The sequence below is a fragment of the Micromonospora sp. NPDC048835 genome, assembly GCF_040649995.1.
Classification (GTDB): domain Bacteria; phylum Actinomycetota; class Actinomycetes; order Mycobacteriales; family Micromonosporaceae; genus Micromonospora.
On sequence record NZ_JBEZGM010000006.1, the window covers coordinates 26,842 to 40,669 of the forward strand.

20 protein-coding genes are annotated in these 13,828 nt (G+C 70.7%); 16 read left to right on the forward strand and 4 right to left on the reverse strand.

Annotated features, from left to right (window positions below; translation table 11 throughout):
- The first annotated feature begins 20 nt into the window (after positions 1-20).
- On the forward strand, positions 21-206 hold the full coding sequence (locus AB0C15_RS09330; protein WP_036410487.1) for a hypothetical protein: 186 nt from the start codon (positions 21-23) through the stop codon (positions 204-206).
- A 5-nt stretch (positions 207-211) separates the two neighbouring features.
- Here the strand turns inward: AB0C15_RS09330 and AB0C15_RS09335 are convergent, their stop codons facing one another.
- Complete coding sequence (locus AB0C15_RS09335) at positions 212-862, reverse strand: hypothetical protein (protein ID WP_357350393.1); 651 nt, start codon at positions 860-862, stop codon at positions 212-214.
- Between the two features lie 133 nt (positions 863-995).
- Between AB0C15_RS09335 and AB0C15_RS09340 the strand changes: the two genes are divergently transcribed.
- Positions 996-1,199, forward strand: a complete 204-nt coding sequence (locus tag AB0C15_RS09340; RefSeq protein ID WP_357350395.1) for a hypothetical protein — start codon at positions 996-998, stop codon at positions 1,197-1,199.
- Positions 1,200-1,204: 5 nt separating this feature from the next.
- Here the strand turns inward: AB0C15_RS09340 and AB0C15_RS09345 are convergent, their stop codons facing one another.
- From AB0C15_RS09345 to AB0C15_RS09355, 3 genes are all read right to left on the reverse strand, one after another.
- Positions 1,205-1,681, reverse strand: coding sequence for a hypothetical protein (locus AB0C15_RS09345; RefSeq protein ID WP_357350397.1), 477 nt, complete (start codon positions 1,679-1,681; stop codon positions 1,205-1,207).
- Positions 1,678-1,890, reverse strand: a complete 213-nt coding sequence (locus AB0C15_RS09350) for a phosphatidylethanolamine-binding protein (RefSeq protein WP_088989541.1) — start codon at positions 1,888-1,890, stop codon at positions 1,678-1,680. Before AB0C15_RS09350 ends, AB0C15_RS09345 begins: the two co-directional genes overlap by 4 nt.
- 99 nt (positions 1,891-1,989) lie before the next feature.
- Positions 1,990-2,871 (reverse strand): universal stress protein, encoded by an 882-nt coding sequence (locus tag AB0C15_RS09355; RefSeq protein WP_357350399.1) that lies wholly within the window; start codon positions 2,869-2,871, stop codon positions 1,990-1,992.
- A gap of 116 nt (positions 2,872-2,987) precedes the next feature.
- Between AB0C15_RS09355 and AB0C15_RS09360 the strand changes: the two genes are divergently transcribed.
- The 14 genes from AB0C15_RS09360 (at position 2,988) to AB0C15_RS09425 (ending at position 13,820) form a co-directional block, all read left to right on the forward strand.
- A complete protein-coding gene (locus tag AB0C15_RS09360; RefSeq protein WP_357350401.1) occupies positions 2,988-3,734 on the forward strand; it encodes an SAM-dependent methyltransferase in 747 nt (248 codons plus the stop codon).
- A 71-nt stretch (positions 3,735-3,805) separates the two neighbouring features.
- Positions 3,806-4,978: a PP2C family protein-serine/threonine phosphatase gene (locus tag AB0C15_RS09365; RefSeq protein ID WP_357350403.1), complete on the forward strand. Its 1,173-nt coding sequence runs from the start codon at positions 3,806-3,808 to the stop codon at positions 4,976-4,978.
- 56 nt (positions 4,979-5,034) lie between these two features.
- Positions 5,035-5,499 carry a MarR family transcriptional regulator gene (locus AB0C15_RS09370; RefSeq protein ID WP_357350404.1) on the forward strand — a complete coding sequence of 155 codons (465 nt, stop codon included), beginning with the start codon at positions 5,035-5,037 and terminating at the stop codon, positions 5,497-5,499.
- Positions 5,500-5,795: 296 nt separating this feature from the next.
- On the forward strand, positions 5,796-6,428 hold the full coding sequence (locus AB0C15_RS09375) for a CDP-alcohol phosphatidyltransferase family protein (RefSeq protein ID WP_357350406.1): 633 nt from the start codon (positions 5,796-5,798) through the stop codon (positions 6,426-6,428).
- Positions 6,425-7,369 carry a DUF881 domain-containing protein gene (locus tag AB0C15_RS09380; protein ID WP_357350407.1) on the forward strand — a complete coding sequence of 315 codons (945 nt, stop codon included), beginning with the start codon at positions 6,425-6,427 and terminating at the stop codon, positions 7,367-7,369. Before AB0C15_RS09375 ends, AB0C15_RS09380 begins: the two co-directional genes overlap by 4 nt.
- Positions 7,366-7,698, forward strand: a complete 333-nt coding sequence (locus tag AB0C15_RS09385) for a small basic family protein (protein ID WP_030327710.1) — start codon at positions 7,366-7,368, stop codon at positions 7,696-7,698. Before AB0C15_RS09380 ends, AB0C15_RS09385 begins: the two co-directional genes overlap by 4 nt.
- Positions 7,699-7,709: 11 nt before the next feature.
- The gene (locus tag AB0C15_RS09390) at positions 7,710-8,717 is read left to right on the forward strand and encodes a DUF881 domain-containing protein (protein ID WP_357350409.1); all 1,008 of its coding nucleotides are present in this window, start codon (positions 7,710-7,712) and stop codon (positions 8,715-8,717) included.
- 60 nt (positions 8,718-8,777) lie between these two features.
- The gene (gcvH, locus tag AB0C15_RS09395) at positions 8,778-9,158 is read left to right on the forward strand and encodes a glycine cleavage system protein GcvH (protein ID WP_357350411.1); all 381 of its coding nucleotides are present in this window, start codon (positions 8,778-8,780) and stop codon (positions 9,156-9,158) included.
- Between the two features lie 214 nt (positions 9,159-9,372).
- Positions 9,373-9,825: an FHA domain-containing protein gene (locus tag AB0C15_RS09400; protein ID WP_357350413.1), complete on the forward strand. Its 453-nt coding sequence runs from the start codon at positions 9,373-9,375 to the stop codon at positions 9,823-9,825.
- A gap of 50 nt (positions 9,826-9,875) precedes the next feature.
- Positions 9,876-10,577, forward strand: a complete 702-nt coding sequence (locus AB0C15_RS09405; RefSeq protein ID WP_357350414.1) for a MerR family transcriptional regulator — start codon at positions 9,876-9,878, stop codon at positions 10,575-10,577.
- A gap of 186 nt (positions 10,578-10,763) precedes the next feature.
- Positions 10,764-11,228, forward strand: a complete 465-nt coding sequence (locus AB0C15_RS09410) for a bifunctional nuclease family protein (RefSeq protein WP_030327706.1) — start codon at positions 10,764-10,766, stop codon at positions 11,226-11,228.
- 160 nt (positions 11,229-11,388) lie between these two features.
- Positions 11,389-11,979 (forward strand): MerR family transcriptional regulator, encoded by a 591-nt coding sequence (locus AB0C15_RS09415; protein ID WP_357350416.1) that lies wholly within the window; start codon positions 11,389-11,391, stop codon positions 11,977-11,979.
- 258 nt (positions 11,980-12,237) lie between these two features.
- Positions 12,238-12,636: a group 1 truncated hemoglobin gene (locus AB0C15_RS09420; protein ID WP_357350418.1), complete on the forward strand. Its 399-nt coding sequence runs from the start codon at positions 12,238-12,240 to the stop codon at positions 12,634-12,636.
- 2 nt (positions 12,637-12,638) lie between these two features.
- Complete coding sequence (locus AB0C15_RS09425) at positions 12,639-13,820, forward strand: globin domain-containing protein (protein WP_357350419.1); 1,182 nt, start codon at positions 12,639-12,641, stop codon at positions 13,818-13,820.
- Positions 13,821-13,828 lie beyond the last annotated feature (8 nt).

Sequence of the window (13,828 nt, forward strand, 5' to 3'; positions counted from 1 at the left end):
GCCCACCTAGTGTGCCAGACGTGAAGGACCGAGGGTTGCGTACGTTCGTCACGGTGCTGGCCGGCCTCGCGGTGATCTACTTCGGCAGCGCCGGCCGCAGCCCCGAGGAGGGCCGTGGCATCTCCGGCGGGGTGGTGGTCCTGGCGTTGCTCGCCGCGTTGCTGGTGTGGCACCTGACCCGCCCGGGAGACAAGACCGTCAAGTGAGCGCCTCAGCCGGCGGCGACGCGGGTGACCTCACCGGCGGACTCCTCGCCCAGCGCCACCCGCACCAGCGCTGAGGCGAGCCGGCCGAAGTCCGGTTCGTCGACCAGCCCGGCGAGCCGGTCCGGAGAGCCCGGCAGGCCCAGCCGTTTCGCCCCGGCCAGGGCCCGACGGTCGGCGTACGGGCGCACGTCCGACCAGACCGCCTGCGCCTCGCGCAGATAGATGTCCGCGCCGGTGGGGCCGATGCCGGGAAACTCGGTCAGCCGCCGCCGCAGCCCGGCGGGGTCACCCTGGGCCTCCCGGTGCAGGCGTCGCAGGTCACCGTGCCAGCGGTCCAGCAACAGCCGGGCACCGGTGCCGAGCATGGTGGCGGTCCGCTCGTCGTAGCGGCGGTAGTGGCCCCGCCCCAGCGCGTCGACGCGGTCCTGCCAGCCGGCCGCCTCCATGGCCTGCGGAGTGCGGTAGCCGGCGGCGAACAACTCCCGCGCGGCGTCCACCGCCACACACGCCCGGATCCGGGTGCTCAGCAGCGTGGTCAGCACCAACAGTTGGTACAGCGGCCCCGGCCGGTCCGCGAGCCGGATACCGGCCTCCTCGGCGTACGTGCGGCTGCGCCGGTCGAGCAGGACCCGCACCACCCGTCGGTCATTGCCCATCTTGGCGGGTTACCCAGTTATGGACGCGCTAGCCGTCGCACCGGCGCCCACGGCCGGAATGCCACCGGGGCGGGCGGGTATGCCGGCGGGGGAGGCGGCTCCTGCCGCCTGCCGTACCGGAGGGAGACACCCCGTGACGAACCCGCAGCAGCAGGAGTTGCGCCGCAACGCACTGGGCGCCACCAGCCAGGACAACAAGGGCCCCGCCCCGGGCGGGCACCCGGCCAACCGTGGCACGTCGCGCGGCGACACGGGTCGACCGGTGCCCAGGGGGCAGGTGTCGCCGTACGGCCCGGCCGGCGAGCCGGTGGCCGAGGACGACAGCGACACCCGCTGACGGACCTAGCGACCGCGCCCTGGCGGCCGCCGCAACCTGTTCCAGGTGGCGGCGGCCGCCAGCCCGTACGCCAGGTGCGGGATGATGTCGGAGATCCAGTCGGAGCGCCGCCAGGTACGCGGATCGCTGATCCCGAGCACGGTGATCGAACCGTCCGTCATGGTCATCACGCCCGCGCCGAGCAGGCCGGTGGCCACCGGCAACGGCTGACGCCGCCCACCGGCGTACAGGGCGAAACCAACCCCGGCCGCGATGCCCAGCCCGTACCCGATCAGAGGCCCGAGGCCCGAGCGGCGGTTCGCCGCCCGGGCCCCGTTTCCCAGGTCCACGTGCGCGATGCCGGCCAGCCGGTCGACGGTCTCCTGTGGGGTGTCGCTCTCCGGCCGACCCCGCAGCGCCATGTCCAGGTAGCTGACCACGTTCAGCGCGGTGCTGCCGACGGCGCCCGCGATCGCGCCGTCGGCAACGTCGACCCTGCTCACTTCGGATCGCCCGGTTCACGTTCGCTCTTCGGGCCGTACGTCCGGTCGCCGCGCACCACACCCCGTTGGCCGCGGTCCTCCTGGAGGATCCGGTTGGCGACCTGGTTGGCCTTGCCGTCGGGTACCCGGCGCCCGGAGTCGTCGATCGCGTTGCGCAACCGCGCGCGCTGCTTGTCGTAGGCGTTACTGCCCGGCCGTGGTCCTGGCATCTGTGCCTCCTTCGTCGGTCTGGGCACCTGCTGCCGCCCGCCGTCCGCTGGGCGTACCGCGGCCGTCTACCCGCCTGGCGGCCGACCAACCCCGGCCGGTCAGTGGGGCGCGCGGACCACCACGACCGGGCACTCGGCGTGGTGCAGCATCGACTGGCTCACCGACCCCAACAGCAACCCGGTCACCTCACCGCGCCCGCGCCCACCGACCACCGCCAGTTGGGTGGAGCGCGACGCCTCGGCGAGCACACTGCCGGTCCGACCACGCACCACCTGGCAGGTCAACCGCAGACCCGGATGCTCCTCGGTGAGCCCGGTCAACCACCCGGCGAGCATCCGTTCCTGCTCGCCGCGCAGCTTCGCCTCGTCGTACACCAGGGGTTGCATGTCGCCAGGTCCGCTGCTGCCGGGGTGGTGATAGGCGTGCACCGCCAGCAGCGGCACGCCGAGCGAGACGGCGGTGTCGGCGGCGAAGTCGGCCGCCCGCCGGGAGGCCTCCGAGCCGTCCACCGCGACCAGCACCGGCGCGTCGGGGCGTTGCGTGCCGCGCGCGACGAACACCGGGCAGTCGGCGTACGCGGCGACCTGCACCGCGACCGAGCCGACCACGAGCGCGGAGAACCCACCCAGCCCGCGGTCGCCGAGCACGATCAGCGCGGCGCCGGGGGACTCGCCCACCAACACTGCGGCGGCCTCACCGTCGATGATCTCGCCGGAGGTCGACAGCCCGGGCACTGTCGCTTCGGCCTCGCGCACCGCTGCCTCGACCAGCTCCTCGGCCCGGTGACGCAGCCCGCCGCCGGGCGGCGCGTCCGGTGCGGGGGAGACCGGAACGTGCAGCAGCGGCCAGATGAAGCCGTGCACGATCCGCAGCGGGCGGTGCCGGCGCGCCGCCTCGGTGGCGGCGAGTCGTACGGCACGAAGCGCCGCCTCCGAGCCGTCGACGCCGACCACCACCGCCGCGTTGTTCGCCGAGTTCACCGCCCACCTCCGCTCGCGGCAAGTATCGCGGCCCCGGACGCCTCCGCGTCGCGATACCGCTGAGCGCGCTCCGGTCGGTACGCTGGCGACGACCGGCCGGGGAGGGAGCGTCGCCGATGGGTGAACCAGACCAGCCGAGCACCGCTCGCATGATCGACTTCTGGCTCGGCGGCCAGCACCACTTCCCCGTGGACGTGGCCGCCGCGAGCGCGTTCGAGCAGGCGTACGGGCCGTGCGCGCCGGTGTTCCGGGAGCTGCGGGCGTTTCTGGGCCGGGCTGTGCGGGCCATGGTCGCCGAGGGTGTCGACGGGTTCCTGGTGTTCGGCGCCGGGGTGCCGACGATGGGCAACGTGCACGAGGTCGCCACCGACGCGACGGTGCTCTACACCGACGTCGACCCGGTCACCATCCGCCTCGGGCAGAGCATCCTCGCCGGCAGCGACCGGGCCGGCTACGGCTTCGGTGACGCGACCGACATCGGCACGATCGACCCGGCGCAGCTGCACCGTTTCGTGCCGGGCTGGGGTCGGCGGCCGGTCGGGGTGGTCTTCCTGGGGTTGGCCGCGTTTCTCGACGACGCCACGCTGACCCGCACCCTCGACGAGTTGTACGCTGCCGCGGCGCCCGGCAGCCTGCTCGCGGTGGACTTCGACACCGAGGAACTGGCCGGTCATCCGCGTGCGCTGGCCATGATGGGCCCACAGTTCCGGATGCGTCCACCGGCGGCGTTCGCTCCGCTGCTGGGTCGGTGGGCGCCGACGGCCGACGGGGTGGTCCCGGTCGCCGAGTGGCGACCGGAGGGCCCGCCGGTGCAGGTGCCCGACGCCTTCCACGGCGTGCTCGCGACCCGCGCGGGGGGCTGACCGCGCTGATCGCCGGTCCGGAGGCGTCCGTATGATGCTTGCCCTATAGCAAGTTTCTGGGGAGGACGACGATGGTGGACGCGCCGGACGTGGTGTCGCGCGCGTTGCGCGAGGCCCCGCCCGACCAGTTGGCGGAGGCGGCGGACCGGGCGATCCGGTCGGCGATGGGGGCGCTGCGCACCGACGTCTTCGTCGCCGACTACCGGATCAGCGGGCTCTGGCCGGTGCTGGACCCGGACCTGCCGGCGGGTGGGTTCCTGTCCTGTCACACCATGGCGCAGCGGTGTTTCAGCAGTCAGCAGCCGGTACGCGACGGCGAGGGCCCGTGCCGGCTCTACCTGCCGTTGACGGTGTGGGGGGAGCGGCTGGGCGTGCTGATGATCGAGCTGCCGACCGTGCCGAACGCGGCGGTCACCGGTCTCGCGGCGGACATCGCCGGTGCCCTGGCGGTGGCGATGCGCGCGGCGGACCGGGAGACCGACAGGTACCGGCGGGCGCGGCGTCGCGAACGCCTGACCATGGCCGCCGAGATGCAGTGGGACCTGCTGCCCGGTCGGGGTGTGGCACACCACGCGTTCGACCTGGCCGGTCAACTCGAACCGGCGTACACGGTGGGTGGCGACCACTTCGACTGGTCGCTCGACGGCGACCGGCTGACGGTGACGGTCCTCAACGGCGAGGGCAGTGGTCTGGCCGCGTCCCTGCTGACCGCCGTCACGGTCAACGCGATGCGCAACGCGCGTCGCTCCGGTGGCGGCCTGGTGGAGCAGGCCGAGTTGGCCTCGGACACGGTCTTCTACCAACACCGCGGCGCCCGGTACGTGGCCACTCTGCTGCTCGAGGTGGACACTCGCGCCGGCCGGGTACGGGCTGTCGACGCGGGTTCCCCGCACCTGTTGCGGATGCGCGGGTCCACCGTCGAGCCGTTGAAACTGGACCAGCAACTGCCGCTGGGCATGTTCGCCGAGACGCGCTACGAGCTCCAGGAGCTGCACCTCGAGCCGGGCGACCGCCTCTTCGTGGTCAGCGACGGGGTGTGGGCGGCCGAGCCGCCGGGCCAGGAGCCGTACGGGCAGCGGATGATGGCGCGTTCCCTGCGCGCCACGCGGCTGCAGCCACCGGCCGAGGCGGTTGGTACGGTAATGCGCGAACTGCACGCCTACCACGCGGAATCCGATCTGCGCGACGACGCCGTCGTGGTCTGTCTCGACTGGCACGGTGCACGTGAGCGGGGCGTGGGGTGAGTTTCGCCGCCGCGTTGCCGGGCGGGCACCAGCGCGACAACGGCAGGGGACATCAGGTGGAGCGACCTGCGGATCTCGCCGCGGCGATCAACGCGGCCGCCGAGACGCTGATCGCCGTGCTCGACTCGGCCGCGTCGCGGCACCAGGTGCCGCCCACCCAGCTGAGGGTGCTCACGCTGATCAGCCGTCGACCGGAGACAAACGTCAACGGGCTGGCGGAGCTGCTGGACGTGGTGCCGTCGTCGGCGAGCCGGCTCTGCGACCGGCTGGAGGCGACCGGGCTGCTTCGCCGGGTGCCGGATCCGCGTGACCGGCGTGAGGTGCGGTTGGTGCCGACGGCTGCCGCGCTGACCCTGCTGGGGGAGCTGGCCGAGCGGCGGCAGCGCGCGGTGCAGACGGTCCTGGACCGGATGCCGGCGCGAACGCAGCACGACCTGTTGCTGGCGCTTGTCGGTTTCGCTCGGGCGGCGACCTCGGTTCCCGAGCAGCAGACCGACTCCGCCGCGGTCCAGACGGCCTGACCGTCGCCTGTCCTCTCGTCCACCAGTATCCTAGGACGCTTTACGCGTGGTGATCCACACCACAGTGCGGCACCGCCGCACCGAGAGCCCGCAGCGCCCCGGCCAGGCAGAGGGAGCCCGATATAGTGGCAGCGCACCTACCCGGCCCGCGATCACCGAGATCGCGGGCCGTGTCAGGGGAAGGGGTCCCGTCCGGGGCCGTAGCGAAGAGCCGGCGCTGGTCGGCCCGACAGCGCGTACGACCCTCAGCCGCGCCCGGCGTCGGCCGGGGGCCCGCGTGCCGTGAAGGAGGATCGGTGTCGCGTCGGCCGGCTCGGGCAGAGCAACCGCCGGACACCGGTGACGAGGCTCCCGGCAACCAGGTGCTCACCCTGCCCAACCTGATCAGCTTCGGGCGGCTGCTGGGCGTGCCGCTGTTTCTCTACCTGTTCCTGGTGGCGCGGGCCGACGTGGCGGCGATCGTCGTGCTGGCCATCGGCGGCACCACCGACTGGGTCGACGGGTGGATCGCCCGCCGCCTGCACCAGGTGAGCCGCCTCGGTGAACTGCTCGACCCGCTCGCCGACCGGCTCTACATCCTCGCCATCCTGGTCGCCTTCACCGCGCGGGAGGTGGTGCCGTGGCAGTTCACCGCGGCGCTGCTGGCCCGTGAGCTGCTCCTGCTCGTGTCGCTGGCGGTGCTGCGCCGCTACGGGTACGGGCCGCCGCCGGTGCACTACGTCGGCAAGACCGCCACGTTCCTGCTGCTCGCGGCGTTCCCGGTGCTGCTGTTGGCCACCGAGTGGAGTGCCGCGGCGACGGCCACCGCCGCGATCGGCTGGGGGTTGGCCTGGTGGGGGCTGGTGCTCTACTGGGTGGCCGGCGGGATGTACGTCGTACAGGCGGCGCGGTTGGTGCGCGCGTCCCGCGACCGGGGAGCGGTGGCGTGAGCGCGCCCCGGTTGGGAAAACCCGGCCAGGACCGGGTGTACGCACCGGATTTCCTCACCGAACTGTTCCGCAACCCGTTGGATCCGGGGTACGCGGACGCGGCCGCCGCCCGTCGGCGCTCCGCGGGGTCTCCCGCCGCACGGGGCTGGCGGGCCTGGTCGACGCGGTCGGTCAGCCTGGTCGTGGTGGTGATGCTCGGGTTTCTGTTCGCGGTGGCGTACCGGCAGACCATGGCCGACGAGCCGGGGCGCAGCCAGGCCCGCTCGGGTCTGGTGACGCAGATCAAGGAGCGGGAGAGCCAGACCGATCGGTTGTCCACGCGTGCGGACCAGTTGCGCGAGGAGGTCGGTCGGCAGCGCGACGCGGCGTTGAGTGGGTCGGCCGCCGCGCGGTTGCGCAACCTGGAGGCCAGCACCGGGCTCGGTCGGGTGCGTGGTGACGGTGTGGTGGTGCGGTTGGCGGACGCGCCGGACAACGCGGACGCGGTGACCGGTGCCGGTGCCGGGCCGCCGCGGGTGCTCTACAGCGACCTGCAGGGGGTGGCGAACGCGTTGTGGAGCGCGGGCGCGGAGGCGATCGCCATCAACGGGCAGCGGTTGACGGCGACGTCGACGATCCGGTCGGCGGGTGAGGCGATGCTCGTGGACTTCCGGCCGGTGACCGGGCCGTACGAGGTGTCGGCGATCGGGCCGGGTTCGATGCGGCGCAAGTTCGAGGAGAGCCGGAACGCGGCGTTGATGCGGAAGGTGGCGCAGGGGACCGGGTTGTCGTTCGGTGTGCGGGAGTCGGATGACCTCACCCTGCCGGCGGCGCCGGAGCCGCAGCTACGCTACGCCAAGCCGTCGGTCAGTCCGAGCCCTTCCGCGTCGGGTGTCCGGTCCGGCAGTCCCGGGTCGTCCGGTCCGGCGACCAGTGTTAGCCCCTCCGGAGGTGGCCGATGATCGCGGTGCTGGCGTTGCTCGCCGGTGTGGTGCTGGGCGTGTGGCTTGACCCCACGGTGCCGGCGGCGTTGCAGCCGTACCTGCCGATCGCGGTGGTGGCTGCGTTGGATGCGGTGTTCGGTGGGGTGCGGGCCCGGTTGGACCGCATCTTCGACGACAAGCAGTTCGTGGTGTCGTTCATCTCGAATGTGCTGGTGGCTGGTCTGATCGTGTATCTGGGTGACCAGTTGGGGGTTGGCGGGCAGTTGTCCACCGGCGTGGTCGTCGTGTTGGGTGTGCGTATCTTCGGCAACGTGGCGGCGATCCGCCGGCACCTGTTCCGGGCGTAGGTTGGGTTGCGATGAGTGACGAGCAGACCGACACGGGGACCGGGTGGCCGCAGCCGGCGGGTCCGGTGCGGCCGGGTGGTCCGGCGGGTGAGCCGGATCCGCGGCCGGATGCGCCGGATCCGGATGAGCTGAGCCCGTTGGCGCCGCAGGGGCCGGCGCAGCCGTCGGATGACGAGCCTGCGGTGGAGCCGGGTGTGGAGCCGGTCGACGACGGTGCGACGGTGGACCTGACCGCGGTGTCGCGGTCGGGGGAGCCGGCTGCGGATGCCGACGAGGTGGCGGAGCCGGTGGGGGAGCCGCCGGCGCCGGTGGTGGCGGGTCGGTCCCGGTGGAGTACGGCCGGGGTGATGATCGCGGCGTTGTTGGCGTTGCTGGGGTTCACGCTTGTCGTGCAGTTGAAGACGACGTCGACGGACCCGACGTTGGGGGCGACCCGGCAGGAGGACCTGGTCCGGATTCTGTCGGACCTGGATGCGCGGGAGAATCGCCTACAGCAGGACATCCGTGCTCTGGAGGACAGTCAGCGGCAGTTGCGCTCGGGTGAGCAGGGTCGTCAGGCGGCGTTGGACGAGGCGACGCGGCGGGCGGACGAGTTGGGCATCCTGGCGGGGACGTTGCCGGCGGTGGGCCCGGGGTTGACGGTGCAGTTCGACTCCGGGGTGAAGCCGATCTCGGCGAACCGGGTGTTGGACGCGGTGCAGGAGCTGCGTGGTGCGGGCGCCGAGGCGATGCAGATTTCCGGTGGGGATCGGGCGACGGTGCGGATCATCGCGTCGACGTACTTCCTCGATGGGGACAACGGGTCGTTGGTGGTGGAGGGGCGTCGGTTGACGGGGCCGTACACGATCACGGTGATCGGTGATCCGGCGACGATGCGTACGGCGTTGAACATTCCTGGTGGGGTGGTGGCGTCGGTCCGGGGTGACGGCGGTAACGTGACGTTTGGGGAGCGTGAGGTTGCCGAGGTTTCGGCGCTGCACGTGCCGATCAAGTTGGAACACGCCCGTCCGGTCTCCTGACCGGCGCGGCCGCGCCGGACCCGGGTGGTCCGGGGCACCGATGGATGAAGGACGCGTCTGGTGATTCCCGAGGATCTGCGATACACCGCCGAGCATGAGTGGGTGGCGGGTGACGGCACGGCTTCGATCCGGGTCGGCATCACCCACTTCGCGCAGGACGCGCTCGGTGACATCGTGTACGTGCAGTTGCCCGAGGCGGGTGCGGTGGTCGCGGCCGGTGACTCGTTGGGTGAGATCGAGTCGACCAAGAGTGTGTCGGAGATCTACGCGCCGGTGGCCGGTACGGTGGCGGCGCGCAACGACGCGTTGGGTGACACGCCTGAGCTGATCAACACTGACCCGTACGGTGAGGGTTGGTTGGTGGAGATCACGCCGGATGATCCGACGGCGACGGATGGGTTGCTGACGGCGGCCGCGTATCAGAAGATCACCGAAGGCTGAGTGTGCTTGATCCGGTGCGTGGGATGTCTGCGCGCGTCCGGTTGCCCTGCATTTCGGCGCTGGCTAGGCTCGCCCAGTCGACCGAGAACCCAATAGTTGAGCGTTGCGGAATTGCCTTCCCGGGCACGGGGAGCCAGCCGCCGGGTGTTCACCTGCCCGGCGGCCAGACCCGCCATTACCCGACGCCGACCGAACAGATCCGTGAGGTGGTCCCATGACGCGGCCAGACGACGAGTTCCCCCCACTCGACGTCACTTCGACGCTCAATCTCGGTTCGCTCGACGAAGTGCTGGAGGGGCCGGATACCGATGTGGTGCCGAGCCGGATGTCCGGTTCGTTGCCGCCGGGTATGGCGCTGCTGGTGGTTCGTCGAGGCCCGAATGCGGGTGCCCGGTTCCTGTTGGACCACGATGTGACGACGAGTGGCCGGCACCCGGACAGTGACATTTTCCTCGATGACGTGACGGTGTCGCGTCGGCATGCGGAGTTCCACCGTGATGGTGGGACGTTCACGGTGCGGGACGTGGGCAGCCTGAATGGCACGTACGTCAATCGTGAGCGGGTCGAGGCGGCCACGTTGAGCAATGGTGACGAGGTCCAGATCGGTAAGTTCCGGGTGGTGTTCATCGCCGGTCCGCGCCCGGAGGAGGAGGCCAGCCGGGGGTGAATGAGCCTGCGGCCTCCATGTCACCCGGGGCGGCTCGGTCTCAGCCGCTGATGAGCATCGGTGAGGTGCTTGGGCAGTTGCGGGTGGATTTTCCGGATACCACTATTTCGAAGCTGCGGTTTCTTGAGGCCGAGGGTCTGGTCGAGCCGCAGCGGACGGCGGCGGGTTACCGGAAGTACAGCTGGGACGATGTGGCGCGTTTGCGGTTCGTGTTGACCGCGCAGCGGGACAGGTATCTGCCGTTGCGGGTGATCCGGGAGCAGTTGGCCCAGTGGGATTCGTCTGGTGAGCAGCCGGAGCGGTCGCGGCCGGCGTTGGTGGCGGTCGGTCCTGATGGTGCGGTGCCGGGTCGTGAGGTGGCCGAGCCGGCCGAGTCGTCGCAGGTGCGGCTCGGCCGGGCGGATCTGGTGGCGCGCAGTGGGATCGACGAGTCGACGTTGGCGGAGTTGGAGCGGCTCGGTGTGCTGGTGTCGGATCCGCCGGGCTGGTATGACGCGGATGCTCTGATCATCGCTTCGGCGGTGGCGGGGTTGGCGTCGTACGGGTTGGAGCCGCGGCACCTGCGGGGTTACCGGACGGCGGCGGATCGGGAGGTCGGTTTGTTCGCGCAGTTGGTGGCGCCGTTGGCGCGGCAGAGTGATCCGGCGGCGCGGGCGCGGGCGGCGGAGACGGCGCGTGAGTTGGTGGCGTTGTCGGAGCAGTTGCACGCGGCGTTGGTGCGGGTGGGTCTGCGGTCGACGTTGGGTCGGTGACGGGTGCCCGGTGGGTGGCGGCTGAGCGGAAAGATCTCTTCGGGGAAGCGTGCCGTAGGCTTGCCGGGGTAACCCCTTTTCGGCGCGGGCGTGGTGCTGTAGCGCATGGGACGGCCGTGTCGCGGTCCGTGTACCGTGCAGGGAAGGGCGCGGTGCGGCGTAGGTGACAACGACACGGAGGCGGCGGTGCGCGAGCTGAGCGTGGTCGGAGTTCGGGTGGAGCTGCCCAGCAACCAGCCGATCGTCCTGCTCAGGGAGGTCGAGGGGGACCGCTATCTGCCGATCTGGATCGGTGCGGTCGAGGCGACGGCTATCGCTTATGAGCAGCAGGGGGTCAAGCCGGCCCGGCCGTTGACGCACGATCTTCTGCGGGATGTGTTGGCGGCGTTGAAGGCGCCCTTGCAGGCGGTGGAGATCACCGAGCTGAAGGAGAACGTCTTCTACGCGGATCTGTTGATCGGCGATGGGGTGCGGGTGTCGGCGCGGCCGAGCGATTCGATCGCGTTGGCGTTGCGTGTCGGTGCGCCGATTCGTTGTGCGGAGCAGGTCCTCAGTGAGGCGGGGATCGTTATCCCTGACGAGCAGGAGGACGAGGTGGAGAAGTTCCGCGAGTTCCTGGAGCAGGTGCGTCCGGAGGATTTCGCGGGCTGAGGTGTACCCGGGCTCGGTTGGTGATCTTTCTCGGTGGCTGCGCGGCGTGTCGCGTCGGTTCCTCCGTGGTAACCCCTGGCGGTGGCTATAGGGTTTCCATGTCGAGGGGTGCGCGTCGGAGGAAACGATGCGTCGCCACACTGACGGGGAGGTTGTCCGGATGCATGAGCCGCGGGATTCCGATCCGGGTGCAGATTTCGACGAGTCGGGTGCCTCGTCGCCAGGTGTGGCGGCTGAGGGTGACGGTTCGGTCGGCTACCGGGGTGTGACGGCCTGCCATGCGGTGGGCATCAGTTACCGGCAGTTGGATTACTGGGCGCGTACGACGCTTGTGGTGCCGAGCGTTCGTGATGCCTCGGGTTCGGGGACGCAGCGGTTGTACTCGTTCCGGGACCTGGTGGTGTTGAAGGTCGTGAAGCGGTTGTTGGATGCGGGGGTGTCCCTGCAGAACATCCGTAAGGCGATCGAGGCGCTGCGGTCGCGGGGTGTGGAGGATCTGGCGGGGATCACGCTGATCTCTGATGGGACGACGGTGTATGAGTGCCGGTCTCCGGAGGAGGTGGTCGACCTGTTGCAGGGTGGCCAGGGTGTCTTCGGCATCGCGATAGGCGGCGCTTTCAAGGAGATCCAGGGGTCGTTGTCGCATCTGCCGGCGGAGCCGGCGGTGAGTGGCCCGGTGGAGCCGGCGGTGGCGTCGGACCCGATGGGTGACGAGTTGGCGGCGCGGCGGGCGCGGCGGCGCGCCGGCTGACCGGTCGGGCTTCCGGTTTTTTTTCGGTGGTTTTATCGCGACGGTCGGTGACGGTCGCGGGTATCTGCCGGTCACGTTAGTCCATTGTGGATACTGTGGGTGTCTTCCTGGTGGCCGGTTGTGGAGATACCGATCGGTAGTGGTGACGCACCGTGTCGTCGTGTTGTCGGGAATCCGATAAGGCGGCGCTGACCGGAGGCGGTCGACACGCTATGGTCCCTCACGGTTCTGGACCCTTCATCCCCGGAAGGAACGACCGTGACGGTTACGGAAGAGACGGCGCCCGCTTCGCACTACGACCGCATTGGTGGTGCCAGCTCGGTCAAGGCGGCCGTTGACCTGTTCTACGACAAGGTGCTCGCCGACCAGGAGTTGGCTGGTTACTTCTCCGATGTGGACATGGCGGGTCAGCGTCGGCACCTGGCGTTGATGTTGACGGTGGTGCTTGGTGGCCCCAACGAGTACGCCGGTCGTGGGTTGGCTGAGGCGCACCAGCCGTTGAACATCCCGGTGGGGCACTACGTGAAGGTGGGCGAGCACCTGACGGTGACGTTGACCGAGCTGGGTGTGCCGGCGGACATCCTTGCCGACGTGCAGACAGTGCTGGGGCAGGTGCAGGACCAGGTGGTGGCTGCCGGAGACCGGTCGGGCGCCTGAGCGTGGACGCGGCTCGCCTCAAGCAGAGCTGGTCGGTGGTCGCCGGTCACGGCGACCAGGTGCCGCTCTACTTCTACTCGACGTTGTTCCTCACCCATCCCGAGACACGGCAGATGTTCCCCACGAACATGGCCGGTCAGCGGGACCGCCTCGTGACCGCGTTGGGTCACATCGTGTCCAACGTGGACCAGGTCGACGGGCTTGTGGGTTTCCTGCAGGATCTCGGCGCTGACCACCGCAAGTTCGCGGTCCGCCCGGAGCACTACCCGGCGGTCGGTGAGGCCCTCGTCGCGACGTTGCAGCATTTCCTCGCCGAGCAGTGGACCGACGAGTTGGCTGCGGACTGGACGGCCGCGTACGGGTTGGTCGCCCAGGTGATGATGGACGCCGCGCAGGCCGCCGAGGCGGTGAATCCGCCGTGGTGGGTGGCGGAGATCGTGGCGCACGAGCGGCGGGCGTTCGACGTGGCGGTGTTGACGGTGCGTCCGCAGTACCTGTTGCCGTTCACGCCGGGTCAGTCGATCGGGGTGTCGCACCCGTCGGTGCGGTCGTGGCGGTACTACTCCCCGGCGAACGCGCCGCGGACGGACGGCACGTTGGAGTTGCATGTGCGGGCCGCGCCGGGTGGGGCGGTGTCGTCGCGGCTGGTGTACGGGTCGGCGGTGGGTGACCGGATCCACCTGGCTGCGCCGGTGGGGGACCGGTTGGGGTTGTGGTCGGCGGGCTCCAGCGATCTGTTGCTGTTGGTCGCGGGCACCGGCTGGGCGCCGGTGAAGGCGTTGGTGGAGCAGGTGGCCGCGGAGGGGTCCCGCCGGCGGGTGGACCTGTACGTGGGTGCCCGTTCGCGCAGCGAGTTCTACGACAGCGACGCGATCGACAAGTTGGCGTCGTCGTACCCGTGGTTGACGGTGACGTACGTGGTGGGTGCCGACGTGCACCGGCCAGGGGAGTTCGTGCAGGCGGTGGACCGGGCGTTGGCCGACGGTGACTGGCGTTCCCGGCACGTGTTCGTGTGTGGGTCGGACGAGATGGTGTCGTACGCGGTGCGGACGTTGGTCCAGGCGGGTTTCCACGCGGGTCAGGTGCACCACGAGGGCCTGGGTGCGCAGTGGTACGGCCCGGCGTGGCGGACGGCGGTGCAGCAGTCGGCTCCGGGTGACGCTTCGGGAGGTGGGCACAGGTGAGCGCGAGG

Bases quoted from the DNA above. Each gene is read 5' to 3' on its own strand.
- AB0C15_RS09335 (WP_357350393.1), bottom strand. From the start codon at position 862: ATGGGCAATGACCGACGGGTGGTGCGGGTCCTGCTCGACCGGCGCAGC.
- AB0C15_RS09350 (WP_088989541.1), bottom strand. From the start codon at position 1,890: ATGCCAGGACCACGGCCGGGCAGTAACGCCTACGACAAGCAGCGCGCG.
- AB0C15_RS09360 (WP_357350401.1), top strand. From the start codon at position 2,988: ATGGGTGAACCAGACCAGCCGAGCACCGCTCGCATGATCGACTTCTGG.
- AB0C15_RS09365 (WP_357350403.1), top strand. From the start codon at position 3,806: ATGGTGGACGCGCCGGACGTGGTGTCGCGCGCGTTGCGCGAGGCCCCG.
- AB0C15_RS09385 (WP_030327710.1), top strand. From the start codon at position 7,366: ATGATCGCGGTGCTGGCGTTGCTCGCCGGTGTGGTGCTGGGCGTGTGG.
- AB0C15_RS09390 (WP_357350409.1), top strand. From the start codon at position 7,710: ATGAGTGACGAGCAGACCGACACGGGGACCGGGTGGCCGCAGCCGGCG.
- AB0C15_RS09400 (WP_357350413.1), top strand. From the start codon at position 9,373: ATGACGCGGCCAGACGACGAGTTCCCCCCACTCGACGTCACTTCGACG.
- AB0C15_RS09405 (WP_357350414.1), top strand. From the start codon at position 9,876: ATGAGCATCGGTGAGGTGCTTGGGCAGTTGCGGGTGGATTTTCCGGAT.
- AB0C15_RS09415 (WP_357350416.1), top strand. From the start codon at position 11,389: ATGCATGAGCCGCGGGATTCCGATCCGGGTGCAGATTTCGACGAGTCG.